The 17,539-nt window shown below is 72.6% G+C and carries 14 protein-coding genes and 1 riboswitch; of the genes, 3 read left to right on the forward strand and 11 right to left on the reverse strand.

Going from position 1 to position 17,539, the window contains the following annotated elements; all coding sequences use genetic code 11:
- Positions 1–2: 2 nt before the first annotated feature.
- Positions 3–683, forward strand: a complete 681-nt coding sequence (locus ACWD1Z_RS02665) for a hypothetical protein (protein ID WP_451114937.1) — start codon at positions 3–5, stop codon at positions 681–683.
- Positions 684–829: 146 nt separating this feature from the next.
- Here the strand turns inward: ACWD1Z_RS02665 and ACWD1Z_RS02670 are convergent, their stop codons facing one another.
- On the reverse strand, positions 830–2,278 hold the full coding sequence (locus ACWD1Z_RS02670) for a glycine hydroxymethyltransferase (RefSeq protein WP_451114938.1): 1,449 nt from the start codon (positions 2,276–2,278) through the stop codon (positions 830–832).
- Positions 2,279–2,311: 33 nt separating this feature from the next.
- Positions 2,312–2,401, reverse strand: a riboswitch (ZMP/ZTP riboswitch).
- A 101-nt stretch (positions 2,402–2,502) separates the two neighbouring features.
- Here ACWD1Z_RS02670 and rocD point away from each other — a divergent pair.
- Entirely contained in the window at positions 2,503–3,708 is a 1,206-nt protein-coding gene (gene rocD, locus ACWD1Z_RS02675) for an ornithine--oxo-acid transaminase (protein WP_451114940.1), read from the forward strand.
- On the opposite strand, the gene ACWD1Z_RS02680 is transcribed toward rocD, so the two are convergent.
- From ACWD1Z_RS02680 to pdxR, 3 genes are read right to left on the reverse strand one after another with little or no spacing between them, the layout of a single operon-like run.
- Positions 3,705–4,889, reverse strand: a complete 1,185-nt coding sequence (locus ACWD1Z_RS02680) for a glutathionylspermidine synthase family protein (RefSeq protein WP_451114941.1) — start codon at positions 4,887–4,889, stop codon at positions 3,705–3,707. The two genes, rocD and ACWD1Z_RS02680, sit on opposite strands and share 4 nt — an antisense overlap.
- A gap of 23 nt (positions 4,890–4,912) precedes the next feature.
- Positions 4,913–5,281, reverse strand: a complete 369-nt coding sequence (locus tag ACWD1Z_RS02685; protein ID WP_451114943.1) for a hypothetical protein — start codon at positions 5,279–5,281, stop codon at positions 4,913–4,915.
- A gap of 39 nt (positions 5,282–5,320) precedes the next feature.
- Positions 5,321–6,718: a MocR-like pyridoxine biosynthesis transcription factor PdxR gene (pdxR, locus tag ACWD1Z_RS02690; RefSeq protein ID WP_451114945.1), complete on the reverse strand. Its 1,398-nt coding sequence runs from the start codon at positions 6,716–6,718 to the stop codon at positions 5,321–5,323.
- A 52-nt stretch (positions 6,719–6,770) separates the two neighbouring features.
- On the opposite strand from pdxR, the gene ACWD1Z_RS02695 reads away from it, so the two are divergent.
- On the forward strand, positions 6,771–7,283 hold the full coding sequence (locus tag ACWD1Z_RS02695; protein ID WP_451115445.1) for a carboxymuconolactone decarboxylase family protein: 513 nt from the start codon (positions 6,771–6,773) through the stop codon (positions 7,281–7,283).
- Between the two features lie 44 nt (positions 7,284–7,327).
- On the opposite strand, the gene ACWD1Z_RS02700 is transcribed toward ACWD1Z_RS02695, so the two are convergent.
- From ACWD1Z_RS02700 to ACWD1Z_RS02730, 7 genes are all read right to left on the reverse strand, one after another.
- The gene (locus tag ACWD1Z_RS02700; protein ID WP_451114947.1) at positions 7,328–8,281 is read right to left on the reverse strand and encodes an ABC transporter substrate-binding protein; all 954 of its coding nucleotides are present in this window, start codon (positions 8,279–8,281) and stop codon (positions 7,328–7,330) included.
- A gap of 1 nt (position 8,282) precedes the next feature.
- Entirely contained in the window at positions 8,283–10,217 is a 1,935-nt protein-coding gene (locus ACWD1Z_RS02705; RefSeq protein ID WP_451114948.1) for an ABC transporter permease, read from the reverse strand.
- Complete coding sequence (locus ACWD1Z_RS02710; RefSeq protein ID WP_451114949.1) at positions 10,217–11,308, reverse strand: quaternary amine ABC transporter ATP-binding protein; 1,092 nt, start codon at positions 11,306–11,308, stop codon at positions 10,217–10,219. The genes ACWD1Z_RS02705 and ACWD1Z_RS02710 overlap by 1 nt, the downstream gene beginning before the upstream one ends.
- The gene (locus ACWD1Z_RS02715) at positions 11,305–12,846 is read right to left on the reverse strand and encodes a GMC family oxidoreductase (RefSeq protein ID WP_451114951.1); all 1,542 of its coding nucleotides are present in this window, start codon (positions 12,844–12,846) and stop codon (positions 11,305–11,307) included. Before ACWD1Z_RS02715 ends, ACWD1Z_RS02710 begins: the two co-directional genes overlap by 4 nt.
- Positions 12,847–12,880: 34 nt before the next feature.
- Positions 12,881–14,380, reverse strand: coding sequence for an aldehyde dehydrogenase family protein (locus ACWD1Z_RS02720; RefSeq protein WP_451114953.1), 1,500 nt, complete (start codon positions 14,378–14,380; stop codon positions 12,881–12,883).
- 429 nt (positions 14,381–14,809) lie between these two features.
- Positions 14,810–15,799, reverse strand: a complete 990-nt coding sequence (locus ACWD1Z_RS02725) for a malate dehydrogenase (RefSeq protein ID WP_451114954.1) — start codon at positions 15,797–15,799, stop codon at positions 14,810–14,812.
- 352 nt (positions 15,800–16,151) lie between these two features.
- On the reverse strand, positions 16,152–17,321 hold the full coding sequence (locus tag ACWD1Z_RS02730; protein WP_451114956.1) for a DUF2690 domain-containing protein: 1,170 nt from the start codon (positions 17,319–17,321) through the stop codon (positions 16,152–16,154).
- Positions 17,322–17,539: the final 218 nt, after the last annotated feature.

Here is a 17,539-nt window from a genome sequence, read left to right on the forward strand (position 1 = left end):
GGATGGCTGCGCGGCTGGTGCTGCTGGGGCCGGTGTCGGCGGCGCTGGCGCTGTGCGGCGGGGCACCGGCGACCGGGGCGGTGGGCGGTGCGGGGCGGGCGCCCGATGTGGCGATGGTGGTCGCGGGCGGCGCGGGGCAGCCGACCGCGGTGCGGTCCGGGGAACCACGGTTCGCCCGGCTGTGGCAGCTGCTGGAGCCGACGTACACCGGGACCGAGCGGGTGCCCGAGACGTGGACCGAGGGACGGCATCCGCCGGTGCGGCTCATGGTGGTGTGGGGGCTGACGGGGGTGGGCGGCTGGCCCATGACCGCCAGTCCGCCGGGCGGGGACGTGGCGCTGCAGCGGCAGGACCAGCTGTTCGTCGCCGAGGACGGCACACCGTGGGTGCGTTCGGATCCGGCGCCGGACGTGGAGGACGACGACATCCGCTGGCATCGGGCGCCGCGCTCGGTCTTCGAGCGGCTGGACCGGTCGGGGCTGCTCGGCGGCCCGGTGCGCGCGGCCTCGGCCGAGGCCGACGGCCCGGTCCCGGCGGTGGACGCCGTGTGGTGGGCGATACCGGGGCTGGCCGTGGGCTTCGCCGCCGGGGCGGGCGGCACGCTGGCGATACGCCGTGCGGCGACCCGCCCTGGAGGGGGGCCGCCGCGGGAGGAGCCACGACAGCGGCTGATCGATCTGTGAGCGTCACCGATCCGTGCGCGGGTCACCGATCCGTGCGCCGGTCACCGATCTGTCAGCGGGTCACCGATCCGTGCGCGTCACCGACCCATGAGCGTCACCGACCCGTGCGCGTCGCCGTTCCTTGACAACTCAACAGGGAGTGCCGGTCAGCCGAGGTCGATCTCCGGGTACAGCGGGAAGCCGGCCACCAGGTCGGTCGCCCGGCGGGAGATCTCGTCCGCGATCTTGGGGTCGAGGACGTGGGCGGCCTTGGAGGGGGCGCCGGACTTGGTGGTGCCGGGCTCCGCGGTGGTCAGGACGCGGTCGATGAGACCGGCGACCTCGTCCATCTCGGCGGTGCCCAGACCACGGGTGGTCAGGGCGGGGGTGCCGATGCGGATGCCGGAGGTGTACCAGGCGCCGTTGGGGTCGGCCGGGATGGCGTTGCGGTTGGTGACGATGCCGGACTCCAGCAGCGCGGCCTCGGCCTGGCGGCCGGTGAGGCCGTAGGAGGTGGCCACGTCGATCAGGTTCAGGTGGTTGTCGGTGCCGCCCGTGACCAGGGTCGCGCCCCGGCGCATCAGACCGTCGGCGAGGGCGCGGGAGTTGTCGACGATGCGCTGGGCGTAGTCCTGGAAGGAGGGCTGCCGGGCCTCGGCGAGGGCGACGGCCTTGGCGGCCATGACGTGCGGCAGCGGGCCGCCGAGGACCATCGGGCAGCCGCGGTCGACCTGGTCCTTGAGGGAGTCGTCGCACAGGACCATGCCGCCGCGCGGGCCGCGCAGCGACTTGTGGGTGGTCGTGGTGACGATCTGGGCGTGCGGGACCGGGTCGAAGTCGCCGGTGAGGACCTTGCCGGCGACCAGTCCCGCGAAGTGGGCCATGTCGACCATCAGGGTCGCGCCGACCTCGTCGGCGATCTCCCGCATGATCCGGAAGTTCACCAGACGGGGGTAGGCGGAGTAACCGGCGACGATGATCAGCGGCTTGAAGTCGCGGGCGGAGGTGCGCAGGGCCTCGTAGTCGATGAGGCCGGTGGCGGGGTCGGTGCCGTAGGAGCGCTGGTCGAACATCTTGCCGGAGATGTTCGGGCGGAAGCCGTGGGTGAGGTGGCCGCCGGCGTCCAGGGACATGCCGAGCATGCGCTGGTTGCCGAAGGCCTGGCGCAGTTCGGCCCAGTCGGCGTCGGAGAGCTCGTTGACCTGGCGGACGCCGGCCTTCTCCAGGGCGGGGGCCTCGACACGGGCGGCGAGGACCGACCAGAAGGCGACGAGGTTGGCGTCGATGCCGGAGTGCGGCTGGACGTAGGCGTGGCGGGCGCCGAAGAGCTCCCTGGCGTGTTCGGCGGCGAGCGACTCGACGGTGTCGACGTTGCGGCAGCCGGCGTAGAAGCGGCGGCCGACGGTGCCCTCGGCGTACTTGTCGCTGAACCAGTTGCCCATCGCCAGCAGGGTGGCCGGGGAGGCGTAGTTCTCGGAGGCGATCAGCTTGAGCATCTCGCGCTGGTCGTGGACCTCCTGGCCGATGGCGTCGGCGACCCGCGGTTCCACGGCGCGGATGACGTCGAGGGCGGCGCGGAAGGCGGTGGATTCGTGGGAAAGGGGCTGCTCGGGCAAGTCGGCCTCCGGACGGCGTGGTTTCAGCGTTCACGGTTCGGCCCAGGCGCACGGCACACAGTCACGACCGGGCCGCTCCCCGATGGTCGGTCCCATCCCAGCGCGCCAGTCACGGCCCGCCGTCAGCCTACCGGGCGCGCCGTCGGGTGAAGGTCCCGCGTCCACCATCCGAGCGAGGATAGGAAGGGGACTCCGCTTGTCTCCCGGAGTCTTCTGGAGGTCCCGTGACCACGACGGAAACCCTCATCGCCGCGGCCGAGGCGCACGGCGCGCACAACTACGCGCCGCTGCCCGTCGTCGTCGCCTCGGCCGACGGGGCGTGGATGACGGATGTGGAGGGGCGGCGGTATCTGGATCTGCTGGCCGGTTACTCGGCGCTCAACTTCGGTCATCGCAACCGGCGGATCATCGAGGCGGCCAAGGCGCAGCTGGAGCGGGTGACGCTGACGTCGCGGGCGTTCCATCACGACCGGTACGCCGCGTTCTGCGAGGAGCTCGCGCGGCTGTGCGGCATGGAGATGGTGCTGCCGATGAACACCGGGGCGGAGGCGGTGGAGACCGCGGTGAAGACGGCCCGGAAGTGGGGGTACCGGGTCAAGGGCGTGCCCGCGGAGATGGCGAAGATCGTGGTCGCGGGCGGCAACTTCCACGGCCGGACGACGACGGTCATCAGCTTCTCCACCGACCGGGAGGCGCGCGCCGACTTCGGGCCGTACACGCCCGGCTTCGAGATCGTGCCGTACGGGGATCTGACGGCGATGCGGGAGGCGATGACGGAGAACACGGTCGCGGTGCTGCTGGAGCCGATCCAGGGCGAGTCGGGGGTGATCGTGCCGCCGTCCGGTTATCTGCCGGCGGTGCGGGAGCTGGCCCGGGAGCGGAACGTGCTGTTCGTGGCCGACGAGATCCAGTCGGGGCTCGGGCGGACGGGGCGGACCTTCGCGTGTGAGCACGAGGGGGTGGTGCCGGACATGTATGTGCTGGGCAAGGCGCTCGGCGGCGGCGTGGTGCCGGTGTCGGCGGTGGTGTCGTCGGCCGAGGTGCTGGGGGTGTTCCGGCCCGGGGAGCACGGGTCTACGTTCGGGGGGAATCCGCTGGCCTGCGCGGTGGCGCTGGAGGTGATCGCGATGGTGCGGTCGGGCGAGTACCAGGCGCGGTCCGCGGAGCTCGGCGCGCATCTGCACCGGGAGCTGGGCGCCTTGGTGGACATGGGGCGGGTGACACAGGTGCGGGGGCGCGGGCTGTGGGCGGGGGTGGACATCGCCCCGGCGTACGGGACGGGCCGGGAGGTGTCGGAGAAGCTGATGGAGCGGGGGGTGCTGGTGAAGGACACCCATGGCGCGACGCTCCGGATCGCCCCGCCGCTGGTGATCGGCAAGGAGGATCTGGACTGGGGGCTCGCCCAGCTGCGGGCGGTGCTGGGGGTCTAGAGGATCACATGCGGCAGGAAGCGGGCGTACTCGTCGGTGATCAGTCCCGCCGATTCGCGGATGCCCAGGCCCGCCGCTTCGTCCTCGACGACCCAGGCGCCGAGGACGACCCGGTTGCCGTCGAAGTCGGGCAGGGGTGCCAGCTCCTGGTAGCAGCAGGGCTCGTCGCGCGGGGCGGGGTCGGTGCCCGGTTCGTGGACGGTGACGCCCGCGCCTTCGCGGCCCAGCAGGGGCTTGGCGACGTAGCCGGTGGTGCGGGCGAGGTCGCGGGGGCCGTCGAGGTGGGCGGGGAGCAGGTTGGGGTGGCCGGGGTAGAGCTCCCAGAGGATCGCCAGCAGGGCCTTGTTGGACAGGAGCATCTTCCAGGCCGGTTCGATCCAGAGGGTGGATCCGGTGCCGCCGCCGTTGTCGAGGGTGTCCAGGACGTGGGGGGCGAAGCGGTCGGTGGTGAGCCACTCCCAGGGGTAGAGCTTGAAGCAACTGCGGATGAAGCGGAGCCGGTTGTCGACGAAGCGGCCGGAGAGACGGTCCCAGCCGATCTCCTCCATGGAGATCCAGTCGGTGTCGAGGCCGGCCTGCTCGGCGGTCTCCTTGAGGTAGGCGACCGTCATCAGGTCCTCGCCGAGCTCGTCGGCGGCGGAGTGCGCGAAGTACAGCGGGCTGCCGGGCGGGAGGAGGGCGGCCTGTTTCCGCCAGGCGGCGACCAGGCGTTCGTGCAGCGAGTTCCACTGGTCGGCGCCCGGGAAGCGCTCCTCCATCCAGAACCACTGCGGGGAGGCGGCCTCGACCAGGGAGGTGGGGGTGTCGGCGTTGTACTCCAGGAGCTTCGCCGGGCCGCGGCCGTCGTAGCGCAGGTCGAAGCGGCCGTAGAGGGACGGGAGTTCGGCGCGGCGGTGCCAGGCCTCGGTGACCGCTTCCGCCACGCGCGGGTCGGTGATGCCGAGGTCGGCGAGGCGCCCGGAGGTGACGATGTGCTGCGCCGCCCGCAGGCACATGCGGTGGAGTTCCTCGACGACCTCCTCCAGCGCCTCGACCTCCTCCAGGGAGAAGACGTAGTAGGCGCTCTCGTCCCAGTACGGGCGCAGGGAGTTGTCGGGGTAGCGGGTGAGCGGGTAGATCAGGCCCTGTTCCTCGACGGTCCGCTGCCAGCCGGGGCGGGGCTCGATGGTGCGGCGTTCCATGGTGGACGTCCGGACGGACCGGGTCAGCCGCCGCCGCTGCCGGAGCCCGAGCAGCCGAAGCCGCCGCGGTCGACGGCGTCGCTGCGGCTGAAGGTGCCGTAGTCGGCGTAGCCGCCGTCGACTTCGGCGTCGTAGTACCAGGCGGCGTCGGCGCCGCCGCCCTTCTTCTTGCCGCCCTTGCCGCCCTTGCCGTACGAGGAGCCGGAGGAACCCGAGGCGCCCGACTTGCAGTTCTTGTCGGCGATGACCTTGTAGCCGTCCCAGGTGTAACTGTCCCGGTCGACGCAGCGACGGTCGGGCTCGGAGCCGCAGGAGGTCAGTGCCGCCGCGACGACTCCCATACCGCCCAGCACCACCGTGCTGGACCGCAGTCGGCGCTTCGTGCGAGCCATGTCCCGTCTCTCCCCGTGTCCTTCGGCTGGACAATCACCTTACGGCAGCACCCTGCAGAGGGCTTCGAGGGCCCCCGCCCAGGCATGGTCGGGCGGGGTTCCGTAGCCGACGACCAGGGCGTCGAGGGGCTCGGCGATGGCCTGTTCGTGGCGGAAGTGGGCCAGGCCGAACAGGGACAGGCCCTGCCAGCGGGCCGCCTGGACGACCGATGTCTCGGTGCCGGGCGGCAGGCACAGCACGGCGTGCAGACCGGCCGCGATCCCGGTGGCCCGGACCGTCGGGGCGCGCTCGGCGAGGGCGGTGACCAGGGCGTCCCGGCGTCGGCGGTAGCGCAGCCGGGAGGCGCGGACATGGCGGTCATGGGCGCCGTGGGCGATGAACTCGGCCAGGGTCAGCTGGTCGAGCACCCCGCAGCTGTCCACGTCGCCCTTGGCCCGGGTCACCGGTTCCACCAGGGCGGGCGGCAGGACCAGCCAGGCCAGGCGCAGGCCGGGGGCGAGGGACTTGCTGGCGGTTCCCAGGTAGACGACGTGGTCGGGGTCCAGGCCCTGGAGGGCGCCGACGGGCTGGCGGTCGTAGCGGAACTCGCCGTCGTAGTCGTCCTCCAGGATCAGGCCGCCGGTGCGGCGGGCCCAGTCCACGACGGCCGCCCGCCGGGAGCGGTGCAGGTCGGCGCCCATCGGGAACTGGTGGGCGGGGGTGAGCAGTACGGCACCCTCGTCGGTCAACCCGGCCGGCTCGGTGCCGAGTTCGTCGAAGGGCAGGGGGGTGGTGGCGAGGCCGGTGCCGGCCAGGACGGCGCGGTGGTCGGGGAGTCCGTACGACTCCACGGCGATCGTCCGGGCTCCGCGGGCCCGCAGGACCGTGCCGAGCAGATGCAGGCCCTGGGGGAAGCCGGAGCAGATGACGATGCGTTCGGGGTGGGCGCGGACGCCGCGGGCGCGGGAGAGGTAGGCCGCCAGGGCGGTGCGCAGTTCGATGCGGCCGCGGGGGTCGCCGTAGCCGAGGACGTCGTAGGGGGCGGTGTTGAGGGCTCGGCGGGCCGCCTTGAGCCATTCGGCGCGGGGGAAGGCGGCGAGATCGGGGGTGCCGGCGGTCAGGTCGTGGGTGGGACGGGGGCGGGCACGGCGGGTCGGAGCGGTGGCCGTGGGGGGTGTGGAGCGGCCCTCGGCGACCCGGGTGCCCGAGCCCTGGCGGGCGGTGAGCCAGCCCTCGGCGACGAGGTCGGTGTAGGCGTCGGCGACCGTGTTGCGGGCGATGCCGAGGTCGGCGGAGAGGGAGCGGGAGGAGGGCAGCCGGGTGCCGGGCGCCAGCCGGCCCGTGCGGACGGCCTCGCGCAGGGCGTCGGTGAGGCCCCGGCGCAGACCGGGTCCGGTGGCCGGGTCGAGGTGGAGGTCGATCCCCAGGGCCCGGGAAGTGGCCCAGGTGTCTGCCATGGAAATGGACCATACTCCTGGGCCTTTTGCTTCGTAGGGTCGAGGCATGACGATGACCAGTGATCACACCGCCCCTGCCGAAGCCACCGTCGAGTACGCGCCCGAGCACCCCCCTCGGCTGCGCTGGGCCGACCACGCGCCCGAGGTCTACAAGGCGATGGTGCGGCTCGACGCGGCGGCCCGGCGGGGTCTGGACCCGAAGCTGCTGGAGCTGGTGAAGGTGCGCGCCTCGCAGCTCAACCGTTGCGCCATGTGCGTGGACATGCACTCCAAGGACGCCCTGGCGGCCGGGGAGAGCGTGGAGCGGATCATCCAGCTCTCCGCCTGGGAGGAGTCGGCCCACTTCTACACCGAGAAGGAGCTCGCGGCGCTCGCGCTGACCGAAGCGGTCACCGTGCTCACCGACGGTTTCGTGCCCGACGAGGTGTACGCGAAGGCCGCCGCCCACTTCGAGGAGCCGGAGCTGGCCCAGTTGATCGCCTCGATCGCGGTGATCAACGCCTGGAACCGGTTCGGGGTGACCTGCCGGGTGACGCCGGGGCACTACCAGCCGGGCCGGCACTGACCGCCGAAGTGTGCACCGCCCGGATCACGTCCGGGCCGTGACCGTCAGGACAGCCACGGCCGCCAGGTGGACTCGTGGCTGTCCACCCACTTCCTCGCCGCCTCCTCGGGGGTCAGCTTCTGTTCGGCGATCATCAGGGAGACCTCGTTCTGGTCCTCGGTCGTCCAGCGGAACTTCTTCAGGAAGGCGGCGGCCTTTCCGCCGTCCCGCGCGAAGTCGGCGTTGAGGTACTTCTGCAGCGGGGTGTGCGGATAGGCGCAGGCGACCTTCTCCGGATCCGCGTCGCAGCCCTCCTTGTACGCCGGCAGCTTCACCTCGGTCATGGGGACCTTCCCGAACAGCCACTGGGGGGCGTACCAGTAGGTCAGGAAGGGCTTCTTCTCCTTGGCGAACTGCTTGATCTGGGTGATCTGGGCGGCCTCGGAACCGGCGAAGACCACCTGGTAGTCCAGGTCGAGGTTCTTCACCAGTGCCTTGTCGTGGGTGACGTAGGAGGGCGAGCCGTCCAGCAGCTGGCCCTTGCCGCCGCTCTCCGGGGTGCGGAGCCGGTCGGCGTACTGGTCGAGGTTCTTCCAGTCGGTGACGTCGGGGTGCTGCTTCGCGAAGTACGTGGGGACGTACCAGCCGATGTGGCCGGTGACGCCGAGGCCGCCGCCGTTCACGATCGTCCTCTTGTCCTCGACGTACCGCTGTTCCTGGTCGGGGTGGCCCCAGTCCTCCATGATCGCGTCGACCCGGCCCTGGCTGAGCGCGTCCCAGGCGGGGACCTCGTCGACCTGGACGGTGTCGACGCGGTAGCCGAGTTCGTGCTCCAGCAGGTACTGGGCGACGGCCACGTTGGCCTGGGCGCCGACCCAGGACTGGACGGACAGGGTGACCGTCTTCGCGCCCTGGGCGTTGGCGAACGGCGAGGCCTGCTGGGTCATGTCGGCGGCGCCGCAGCCGGTGAGCAGCAGCAGCGCACCCACCGCCGCGGTCGTGGTGTCACGGACGCGCATGTCACGCTCCCTTCTTCGTGCGGCGTTCCGTCGGCTGGGTCACCCGGTCGAGCATCAGGCCGAGGCAGACGATCGCGGCGCCGGCCACCAGGCCGGTGGCGAGGTCGCCCTGGGCGAGGCCGAAGACGACGTCGTAGCCGAGCGCGCCGCCGCCGACCAGGCCGCCGATGATGACGACGGCGAGGACCAGGACCACGCCCTGGTTGACGGCGAGCAGCAACGAGCGGCGGGCGAGCGGGAGCTGCACCTGCCACAGCTGCTGGGCCGGGGTCGCGCCGAGCGAGCGGGCCGACTCCAGAGCGGCGGGGTCGATCCCGCGCAGGCCCTGGGCGGTGATCCGGACGACGGCGGGCAGGGCGTAGACGACGGCCGCCGCCACCGCGGGGGCGCGGCCGACGCCGAACAGCGCGACGACCGGGATCAGGTACACGAACTGCGGCATCGTCTGGAAGACGTCCAGGACGGGGCGCAGAGCGCGCTCCACCCGGTCGCTGCGGGCCGCCGCGATGCCGGTCGCGACGCCCAGGACGAGGGTGACGGCGACGGCGGCGAGCACCTGGGACAGGGTGTCCAGGGACGGCTCCCAGGCACCGAGCACGCCGATCGCGGCCATGGCGAGGGTCGCGGTGAGCGCGGTGCGCCAGGTGCCGATCAGCCAGGCGAGGGCGGCGACGACGAGCAGGACGGCCCACCAGGGCAGCCACTGCAGGCCGTCGCGTACGGGGTCCAGGACCCAGGTCGTGAAGTGGCCCGCCCACTCGGCGGTGCCGCCGACGACCGGGACGCCCGAGTAGAGGTGGGCGGTCATCCAGTCGACGGCCCGGTTGACCGGTTCGGCGATGTTCAGCACCCAGGCGTCGGGCCAGTCGAGGCGGCTCACGAGGCGTCCGGCGACGGCGACGGCCAGGGCGGCGCCGAGGGCGTACGCCCATGACGCGCGGCCCGTCCGTCCGGTGCCGTCGGCGGTCGCGGCGGTGACGCGGTCCAGGACGACCGCCAGCAGCACGATCGGGATGCCGGCCGCCAGGGCGGCGCCCACGTCGACCGAGGCCAGCGCCTGGTAGACGCGGTCGCCGAGGCCGCCGGCGCCGATGACCGACGCGATGACGGCCATGGACAGCGCCATCATGATCGTCTGGTTGACGCCGAGGAGGAGTTCCTTGCGGGCCAGCGGGATACGGGCGGTCAGCAGCCGCTGGCGAGCGGTGGCGCCGAGGGAGTCGACGGCCTCCAGCACCTCCTGGTCGGCGCCGCGCAGGCCGAGGGCGGTGAGGCGGGCCATGGGCGGGGCGGCGTAGACGACGGTGGCGAGGACGGCCGCGGGGACACCGATGCCGAAGACCAGGACGACCGGGAGCAGGTAGGCGAAGGCGGGGAGGACCTGCATGGTGTCCAGGACCGGGCGCAGGGCGCGGTCCATCCGGTCCGAGAGGCCCGCGGCGAGCCCGAGGAGGGCGCCGACGGCGACGGACGCGAGCACGGCGACCGCCATCAGGGCGAGGGTCTGCATGGTCGGCACCCACATGCCGAGGGCGCCGCAGGCCAGAAAGGCGGCGGCGGTGCCCAGGGCGAGCCTGGCGCCTGCGACGCGCCAGGCGACGAGCGCGCCGACCGCGGTGACGCCGGCCCAGCCCGCGGCGAGCAGCACCAGGTACACGGCGCGTACGCCGAGGACGACGGCGTTGCTGACATGGCCCAGGAAGTGGAGGAACAGCGGGTGGCTGTCCCGGTTGTCGATGATCCAGTCGCTGGTCCTGGCCAGCGGGTCGGTGAGGTCGACGGTGAGGGCGTCCGGCCAGCTGCCGCTCGCCCAGCGGGCGTGGGCCAGCGGGACGAGGATCGCGGCGGCCAGGGCGAGCAGGGTGAGCTTGGCCGCGGCTCGGTTTCTCAGGACGCGCGGCAGGGTGCGGGGCGCCGGTGCGGTGATCGTCGCCATCAGACCGGCTCCGGGGTGAGATCGGCGGGCGCCGGCCCGGCGGCAGGGCCACCCGTGCCGACGGCGGATCCGCCGGCCACGACGCCCAGCAGGGCGGCGGCGTCCACCACGCCGAGGCAGCGGCCGCGGTCCACGACCCGGGCGGGGCTGCCCGTACGGGCGACCGCCTCGATGGCCTCGGACACCGTGGCGTCCGGGGCGAGCGCCGGACCGTTGCCGGCCTCCTCCGCGGACGCGGGCCGCATCGCCGTACGCACCGTCATGACCTGCTCGCGCGGTACGTCCCGGACGAACTCCCGGACGTAGTCGTCGGCCGGGGAGCCCACGATCTGCTCCGGGGTGCCCAGTTGGACCACCTTGCCGTCGCGCATCAGGGCGATGCGGTCGCCCAGTTTGAGGGCCTCGTTCAGGTCGTGGGTGATGAAGACCATGGTGCGGCCCTCTTCGCGGTGCAGCCGGACGACCTCCTCCTGCATGTCCCGGCGGATCAGGGGGTCGAGGGCGCTGAAGGGCTCGTCGAACAGCAGCACCTCGGGGTCCACGGCGAGGGCGCGGGCCAGGCCCACGCGCTGGCGCTGGCCGCCCGAGAGCTGGCTGGGCCTGCGCTGTTCCAGCCCGGCCAGGCCGACCTTGGTCACCACCTCGGCGGCGCGTGCGCGGCGTTCGGACCTGCCGACGCCCTGGATCTCCAGGCCGTACGCGACGTTGTCGAGGACCGTGCGGTGGGGCAGCAGGCCGAAGTGCTGGAAGACCATCGCCGCGCGGTGGCGGCGCAGTCGGCGCAGCCGGGCGGTGTCCATGGCGCGGACGTCCTCGCCGTCGATGGCGATCGTGCCGGAGGTCGGCTCGATCAAGCGGGTCAGACAGCGCACGAGCGTGGACTTGCCGGAGCCGGACAGGCCCATCACCACGAAGACCTCGCCCTTGCGGACGTCGAAGGAGACGTCCCGCACCGCCGCCGTGCAGCCGGTGCGGGCGCGCAGCTCGGCGGGGGCGAGCGCGGCGAGTTCGGGGTCGGCGGGCACGCGGTCGGCCTTGCGGCCGAAGACCTTCCACAGGCCCTGCACGGAGAAGACCGGAGTGCCGCTCATCGGGCATCACCGCCGATCAGGTCCACCGCGCGTTCCCCGACCATCAGGACGCCGATCATCGGGTTCACGGCGGGCATGGCCGGGAAGACGGAGGCGTCGGCGATGCGGATGTTCTCCAGGCCGCGGATGCGCAGCTCGGGGTCCACCACGGCGAGTTCGTCGTCGGCGGCGCCCATCCGGCAGGTGCCCGCCGGGTGGTACACGGTGTGCGCGGCCTTGCGGGCGTACTCGCTGAGTTCCGCGTCGCCGAGGATCTCCGGGCCCGGGCAGACCTCGCGCTTGAGCCAGCCGGCCAGCGGCTCGGTCCTGGCGATCTCGCGGGCGATGCGGATGCCGTCGACCAGGGTCCGCGCGTCGTAGTCGTCCTCGTCGGTGAAGTAGCGGAAGTCCAGCGCGGGCTTGACCGAGGGGTCCGGGCTGGTCAGGTACAGCCGGCCGCGGCTCTTCGGCTTGGGGATGTTCGGGGTCATCGAGACGCCGAACTCCGGGCGTTGGTAGCCGAGGCGCTCGGGGTTGTCCGTGAAGGGGATCTGGTAGAAGTGGAACATCAGGTCGGGGCCCGCGTGTTCGGGGTCGCGGCGCACGAACAGGCCCGCGTCGGAGTCCATCGCGGAGTTCTCCGGGATGGGGCCGTCGGTCTCCCAGACGATCACCGACTCGGGGTGGTCGAGCAGGTTCTCGCCGACGCCGGGCAGGTCGAGCGCCACGGGTATGCCGAGCGCCTCCAGGTCCGCGCGGCGCCCGATGCCCGAGTGCAGCAGCAGCCGCGGCGAGTCGACGGCACCGGCGCACAGCAGCACCTCGTTGCGGGCGCGGACGAGGAACTCCTCGCCGTCCTTGGCGCGTACGTGCACGCCCTGTGCGCGGGTGCCGTCCAGCTCCAGCCGGTAGGCCCAGGTCTCCAGCAGGAGCGTCAGGTTGGGGCGCTCGTCCATCACCGGGTGCAGATACGCCACCGACGCGGACGACCGCTTGTTGTTCTCCGGGTGGTAGGCGAGGTCGAAGAAGCCGACGCCCTCGGTGAAGGGCCTGTCGTTGAAGCCCTCCACGCGCGGGACGCCGAGTGCCTCCCGCGCCGCGTCGACGAAGTCGCGGGCGATGGCGTTCCGGTCCTTCTCGTCGACCGGGACGATGTTGTTCAGCAGCCGCGCGTAGTACGCCTCCATCGGCACCGCGCCCCAGCCCTTGGCGCCGGCCGCCTCCCACTCGTCCCAGTCGGAGGGCAGGGGCTTGAAGGCGATCAGGGTGTTGTGCGACGAACATCCGCCGAGCACGCGGGCGCGGCTGTGCCGGATGTGGGAGTTGCCGCGTGGCTGCTCGGTGGTGGGGTAGTCGTAGTCGAGGTCGCCGCCGAGCAGGCCCATCCAGCGGCGCAGGGTCAGCACGTCGTCCCGGCCGACGTCGCTGGGGCCGCCCTCGATGACGGCGACGGTGACATCGGGGTTCTCGGTCAGCCGGGAGGCGATGACGGAGCCTGCGGTGCCGCCGCCGATGACGACGTAGTCGTAGACATGGGTGTTCGCGGACAGAGGGGACATGGGGGGTGCTCCAGGAGGTGCGGGGCGGAGGGGGTCAGCCGGCGAACCAGCGGACGGGCTTCGGGGCGAGGTTCTGGTAGACGTGCTTGCTCTCGCGGTACTCGGCGAGGCCGGCCGGGCCCAGCTCGCGGCCGACGCCGCTCTTGCCGAAGCCGCCCCACTCCGCCTGCGGGAGGTAGGGGTGGAAGTCGTTGATCCAGACGGTGCCGTGGCGCAGCCGGCCGGCGACCCGGCGGGCGCGGCCGGCGTCGGCGGTCCAGACGGCGCCCGCGAGGCCGTACTCGGTGTCGTTGGCGAGGGCGACGGCCTCGTCCTCGGTGCGGAAGGTCTCGACGGTGAGGACCGGGCCGAAGACCTCCTCGCGGACGACCCTCATCTCGCGGTGGCAGGCGTCGAGGACGGTCGGCTCGTAGAAGTAGCCGGCGCCGAGCCCTTCCGGGCGCTTGCCGCCGGTGCGCAGGATGGCGCCCTCCTCCAGCGCGGAGGTGACGTACGCCTCGACCTTCGCGCGCTGCTGCTCGGAGACGAGGGGGCCGCACTCGACGCCCTCGTCGGTGCCGCGGCCGAGCCTGATGCGGCCTGCCCGGCGGGCGAGTTCGGTGACGAAGCGGTCCCGCACCGACTCCTCGACGATGAGGCGGGCACCGGCCGAGCAGACCTGGCCGCTGTGGATGAAGGCGGCGTTGAGGGCCTGGTCGACGGCCGTGTCGAAGCTCTCGTCGGTGGCGCAGGCGTCGGCGAAGACGACGTTGGGGTTCTTGCCGCCGAGTTCGAGGGCGACCTTCTTGACGCCCGGTGCGGCGGCCTGCGCCACCTTGGTGCCGCTGGCCAGGCCGCCGGTGAAGGAGATGAGGTCGACGTCGGGGTGCTCGGCGAGCCGGGCGCCGACCGGATGGCCCGGCCCGGTCACGATGTTGGCGACACCGGCCGGCAGTCCTGCCTCGGCCAGCAGGCCGATCAGCGCGACGGTCGTCAGCGGGGTGATCTCGCTCGGCTTGACGACGAAGGTGTTGCCCGCGGCGAGTGCCGGCGCGATCTTCCAACTGGCCTGGAGGAGTGGGTAGTTCCAGGGGGTGATCAGGGCGCAGACGCCGACCGGCTCGTGTACGACGACGCTGTGGATGTCGGGTGAGCCCGCGTCCACCACCCGGCCCGGGGCCTCGGCGGCGACGAGGTCGGCGAAGTAGCGGAAGGCGTCGGCGACGCAGTCGATGTCGACGCGGCCCTCTTCCAGGGTCTTGCCCGCGTCCCGGCTCTCCAGCGCGCCGAGTTCCTCGCGGTCGCGCACCAGCAGGTCGGCGACGCGGCGCAGCAGGGCGGCGCGTTCGACGGCCGGGGTGCGCGGCCAGTCGCCCTCGTCGAAGGCGCGGCGGGCGGCCTCGACCGCCAGGTCGGTGTCCTTCTCGTCGCCCTCCGCGACCACGGCGAAGGGCCGGGCGACCGCTGGGTCGACGATGTCGCGGGTGGCGCCGGAGATCGCTTCGCGCCACTCGCCGCCGACATGGATCGTCCGTCGTTCGTGCTGCCTTGCCATGATCGGTATTGCCTTCCGTTCCTGTTCGGTGCCCCTGAGTCATCCGGGCGTCACCTTCTGGGACCGGCAGCACCTGCCCTGGCCTCCGCGATTGCATGCGTGATCGGTGGCCGAAAGTGGTCGGCGTCACGGAACATGCGGGCAAACAGGGCGCAAGTGACGGCTTTCAGCCGCTTCAACCGCTACGTCATGCGCCGGATCGCGCCCTCGGCCGCCTGGACGCCGTCGTGCTCACCCAGGCGCGGGCGATGTACCGGGCGTGCGGGTACCGGGAGATCCCGCGGTACGACGACAACGTGTACGCCGGGCACTGGTTCGAGAAGCGGCTCTGATGACGGGCCGCCCGGAGAAGTGAACCGAACGGACCACAGGCCCCGTTCCGGCGGAGACCGGAGCGGGGCCTGTGGGGAGGACTTGCCGAGCCGGGGCTCAGATGAGGCCGAGGGCGCGGACCGCCTCGCGCTCCTCCGCGAGCTCGGCCACGGAGGCGTCGATGCGGGCGCGGGAGAACTCGTTGATCTCCAGGCCCTGGACGATCTCGTACTCGCCGTCCTTGCAGGTGACGGGGAAGGAGGAGATCAGGCCCTCCGGGACGCCGTAGGAGCCGTCCGACGGGATGCCCATGGAGACCCAGTCGCCGTCGGCGGTGCCGTTGACCCAGGTGTGGACGTGGTCGATGGCGGCGTTGGCGGCGGAGGCGGCCGAGGAGGCGCCGCGGGCCTCGATGATGGCGGCGCCGCGCTTGGCGACGGTCGGGATGAAGTCGTCGGCCAGCCACTGCTCGTCGTTGACGACCTCGGCGGCGTTCTTGCCGGCGATGGTGGCGTGGAAGATGTCCGGGTACTGGGTGGCGGAGTGGTTGCCCCAGATGGTGAGCCGCTGGATGTCGGCGACCGTGGCGCCGGTCTTCTTCGCGAGCTGGGTCAGCGCGCGGTTGTGGTCGAGGCGGGTCATCGCGGTGAAACGCTCGGCCGGTACGTCCGGGGCGGCGGCCTGGGCGATCAGGGCGTTGGTGTTGGCCGGGTTGCCGACGACGAGGACCTTGATGTCGTCCGCGGCGTGGTCGTTGATGGCCTTGCCCTGCGGCTTGAAGATGCCGCCGTTGGCCTCCAGCAGGTCGCCGCGCTCCATGCCCTTGGTGCGGGGGCGGGCGCCGACGAGGAGGGCGACGTTGGCGCCGTCGAAGGCGACGTTCGGGTCGTCGCTGATCTCGATGCCCTGGAGAAGCGGGAACGCGCAGTCGTCCAGCTCCATGGCCGTGCCCTCGGCGGCCTTCAGCGCCGGGGTGATCTCCAGGAGGCGCAGCTTGACCGGCACGTCCGCGCCGAGCAGCTGGCCGGAGGCGATGCGGAAGAGCAGGGCGTAACCGATCTGGCCGGCCGCGCCGGTGACGGTGACGTTCACGGGAGTGCGGGTCATGGCGTTCTCCGTATGACAGCTGGCGGTGGGGCGTCCCTGCCCCGGATGTTTGATCGATCTCTTGGCGTCAAGAGAGATCCAGCGGTCAGGCTATCGCGCCTCCGCGATCCCGGGCGTCCGGGTCGGTGTGGCCCACCCCACAGACCCCCCAAAGGGGGCGGCCGCCCGTCCGGGAGAGGTGGAACGAGGCGGCCGCCGAGTGGGGGTGCCGGGTTGCCGGACTCCCGTGGGGGTACCGTGCGCGTGCCCGGGATGGCGGCGGCTAATCCTGCGCCGCCGAATTTCTTCCACCCCGCCTCAGCGACCGTCCCCTGACCGGGGACGCACCCTCCCGCCCGGCTCGGCCGCCGCGCTACTTCGTGCAGCCCTCCTGACCCGCCGCGAGGGTCACGCAGGCCGTCGCGTCGCCCGCGTCCTTGACCGCGACCATCGGGGTGTACGCGATCGTGTCGCCGGTCACCGTGATCGCGCCGGTCTGCTCCGACTTGCCCACGCTCACCCGGACCTGGTCGCCCTCGGCCCCCTGGGTGATCCGGCCCCACGCGGCACTGCAGGTCTCGCTGTACCGGACCTCCACCACCGTCGTGCCCACGGTCGCGGTCTTCGCGGTCGTCACCAGGTCGCCGCTGCACCCCATGCTCTCCGCGTCCTTGCCGGCGCAGGACGCCCCGCTGCACTCCACGCCCGGAGGCAGCTCCGCGTCCTTGGTCGCCGTCGGCGAGGGGGACTTCGTACCGCTCTCGTTCTTCTCCCCGCCGCCGTCCGTCAGGAAGAACGCGGCGGCGACCACCACCAGCACGCCCACGACGCCCGCCAGGAACATCGTCAGCCGACGCTTGCCCCGGCTCTCGCCCGAGGGAGCGGCGGCATGCCCGGCCCGCGGCCCGCGCGGCGGTTCGCTGTACGACGGAGTCGGCCGCGGAGCCGGTGCCGGGCTCGCGGACGGTGCCGTACCGCCGCCGGTGCTCCCGGACCGCGACGGGCCCCGGTACCCCGCCATGCCCCAGGAGTTGGGGCCCGACGCCGCCGCTTCCTCCACCGAGTCCCGTACGTCATCGGCGTCCGCGGACCGCGGCGGCACCGTCGGCGCCACCCCCGCCGGACCCGCGATGCCCGGCGTCGCCGTCGCGCTGCCGTTCCTGCGGGCCGTCCGGGCGCCCTTCGCGTTCGCCGGAGGCGCACCGAACTCGCCGAGCGCGGCGCGCGCCTGCGAGATCCGGATCGCCTCCATCGTCATGTCGTGCCGCATCTCCGAACGGCTCCAGGCGCGTTCGGCGAGCTCCCACATCGTCGTGAGGTGGACCGGGTTGGTCCCGGTCACCTCGGCCAGCGCCACGATCGCGCCCTTCGGCGCGAGCAGCCGCCCGTTCAGATACCGCTCCCAGGACGTCTTGCTGTAACCCGTCCGGTCGGCCACCGCGGCGATGCTCAGGCCACTGCGGTCCACGAGCCGGCGCAACTGGCTGGCGAACTCCCTGACCTGCGGATCCAGTTCATCCGGCAAGTCCTTCCAACGAGGCATTGCTTCCCCCCTCTTCCCCCCGGTTCGTGCTGTACGTTCCCCGCGCGTGTCACCCTCTGCCGAGTCCCGTTCTGGCTACCCAAAGGGATGCGCCGAGTCAGGATCTCAGTTCCCGGGGTGGGGGCGCACGGGAGCGTAGGGGGCCGTGGGCATGCACCGTCGCACGCCTGGCGGGCCGTGGTCCAGTCTCCCACCGCCCGTTTCCTCCCGGCCCGTCT

Source organism: Streptomyces sp. NPDC002784 (assembly GCF_053592135.1).

Bases quoted from the DNA above. Each gene is read 5' to 3' on its own strand.
- ACWD1Z_RS02700 (WP_451114947.1), bottom strand. From the start codon at position 8,281: ATGCGCGTCCGTGACACCACGACCGCGGCGGTGGGTGCGCTGCTGCTG.
- pdxR (WP_451114945.1), bottom strand. From the start codon at position 6,718: ATGGCAGACACCTGGGCCACTTCCCGGGCCCTGGGGATCGACCTCCAC.
- ACWD1Z_RS02705 (WP_451114948.1), bottom strand. From the start codon at position 10,217: ATGGCGACGATCACCGCACCGGCGCCCCGCACCCTGCCGCGCGTCCTG.
- ACWD1Z_RS02685 (WP_451114943.1), bottom strand. From the start codon at position 5,281: ATGGCTCGCACGAAGCGCCGACTGCGGTCCAGCACGGTGGTGCTGGGC.
- ACWD1Z_RS02730 (WP_451114956.1), bottom strand. From the start codon at position 17,321: ATGCCTCGTTGGAAGGACTTGCCGGATGAACTGGATCCGCAGGTCAGG.
- ACWD1Z_RS02710 (WP_451114949.1), bottom strand. From the start codon at position 11,308: ATGAGCGGCACTCCGGTCTTCTCCGTGCAGGGCCTGTGGAAGGTCTTC.
- ACWD1Z_RS02715 (WP_451114951.1), bottom strand. From the start codon at position 12,846: ATGTCCCCTCTGTCCGCGAACACCCATGTCTACGACTACGTCGTCATC.
- ACWD1Z_RS02725 (WP_451114954.1), bottom strand. From the start codon at position 15,799: ATGACCCGCACTCCCGTGAACGTCACCGTCACCGGCGCGGCCGGCCAG.
- ACWD1Z_RS02665 (WP_451114937.1), top strand. From the start codon at position 3: ATGGCTGCGCGGCTGGTGCTGCTGGGGCCGGTGTCGGCGGCGCTGGCG.
- ACWD1Z_RS02680 (WP_451114941.1), bottom strand. From the start codon at position 4,889: ATGGAACGCCGCACCATCGAGCCCCGCCCCGGCTGGCAGCGGACCGTC.
- ACWD1Z_RS02695 (WP_451115445.1), top strand. From the start codon at position 6,771: ATGACCAGTGATCACACCGCCCCTGCCGAAGCCACCGTCGAGTACGCG.
- ACWD1Z_RS02720 (WP_451114953.1), bottom strand. From the start codon at position 14,380: ATGGCAAGGCAGCACGAACGACGGACGATCCATGTCGGCGGCGAGTGG.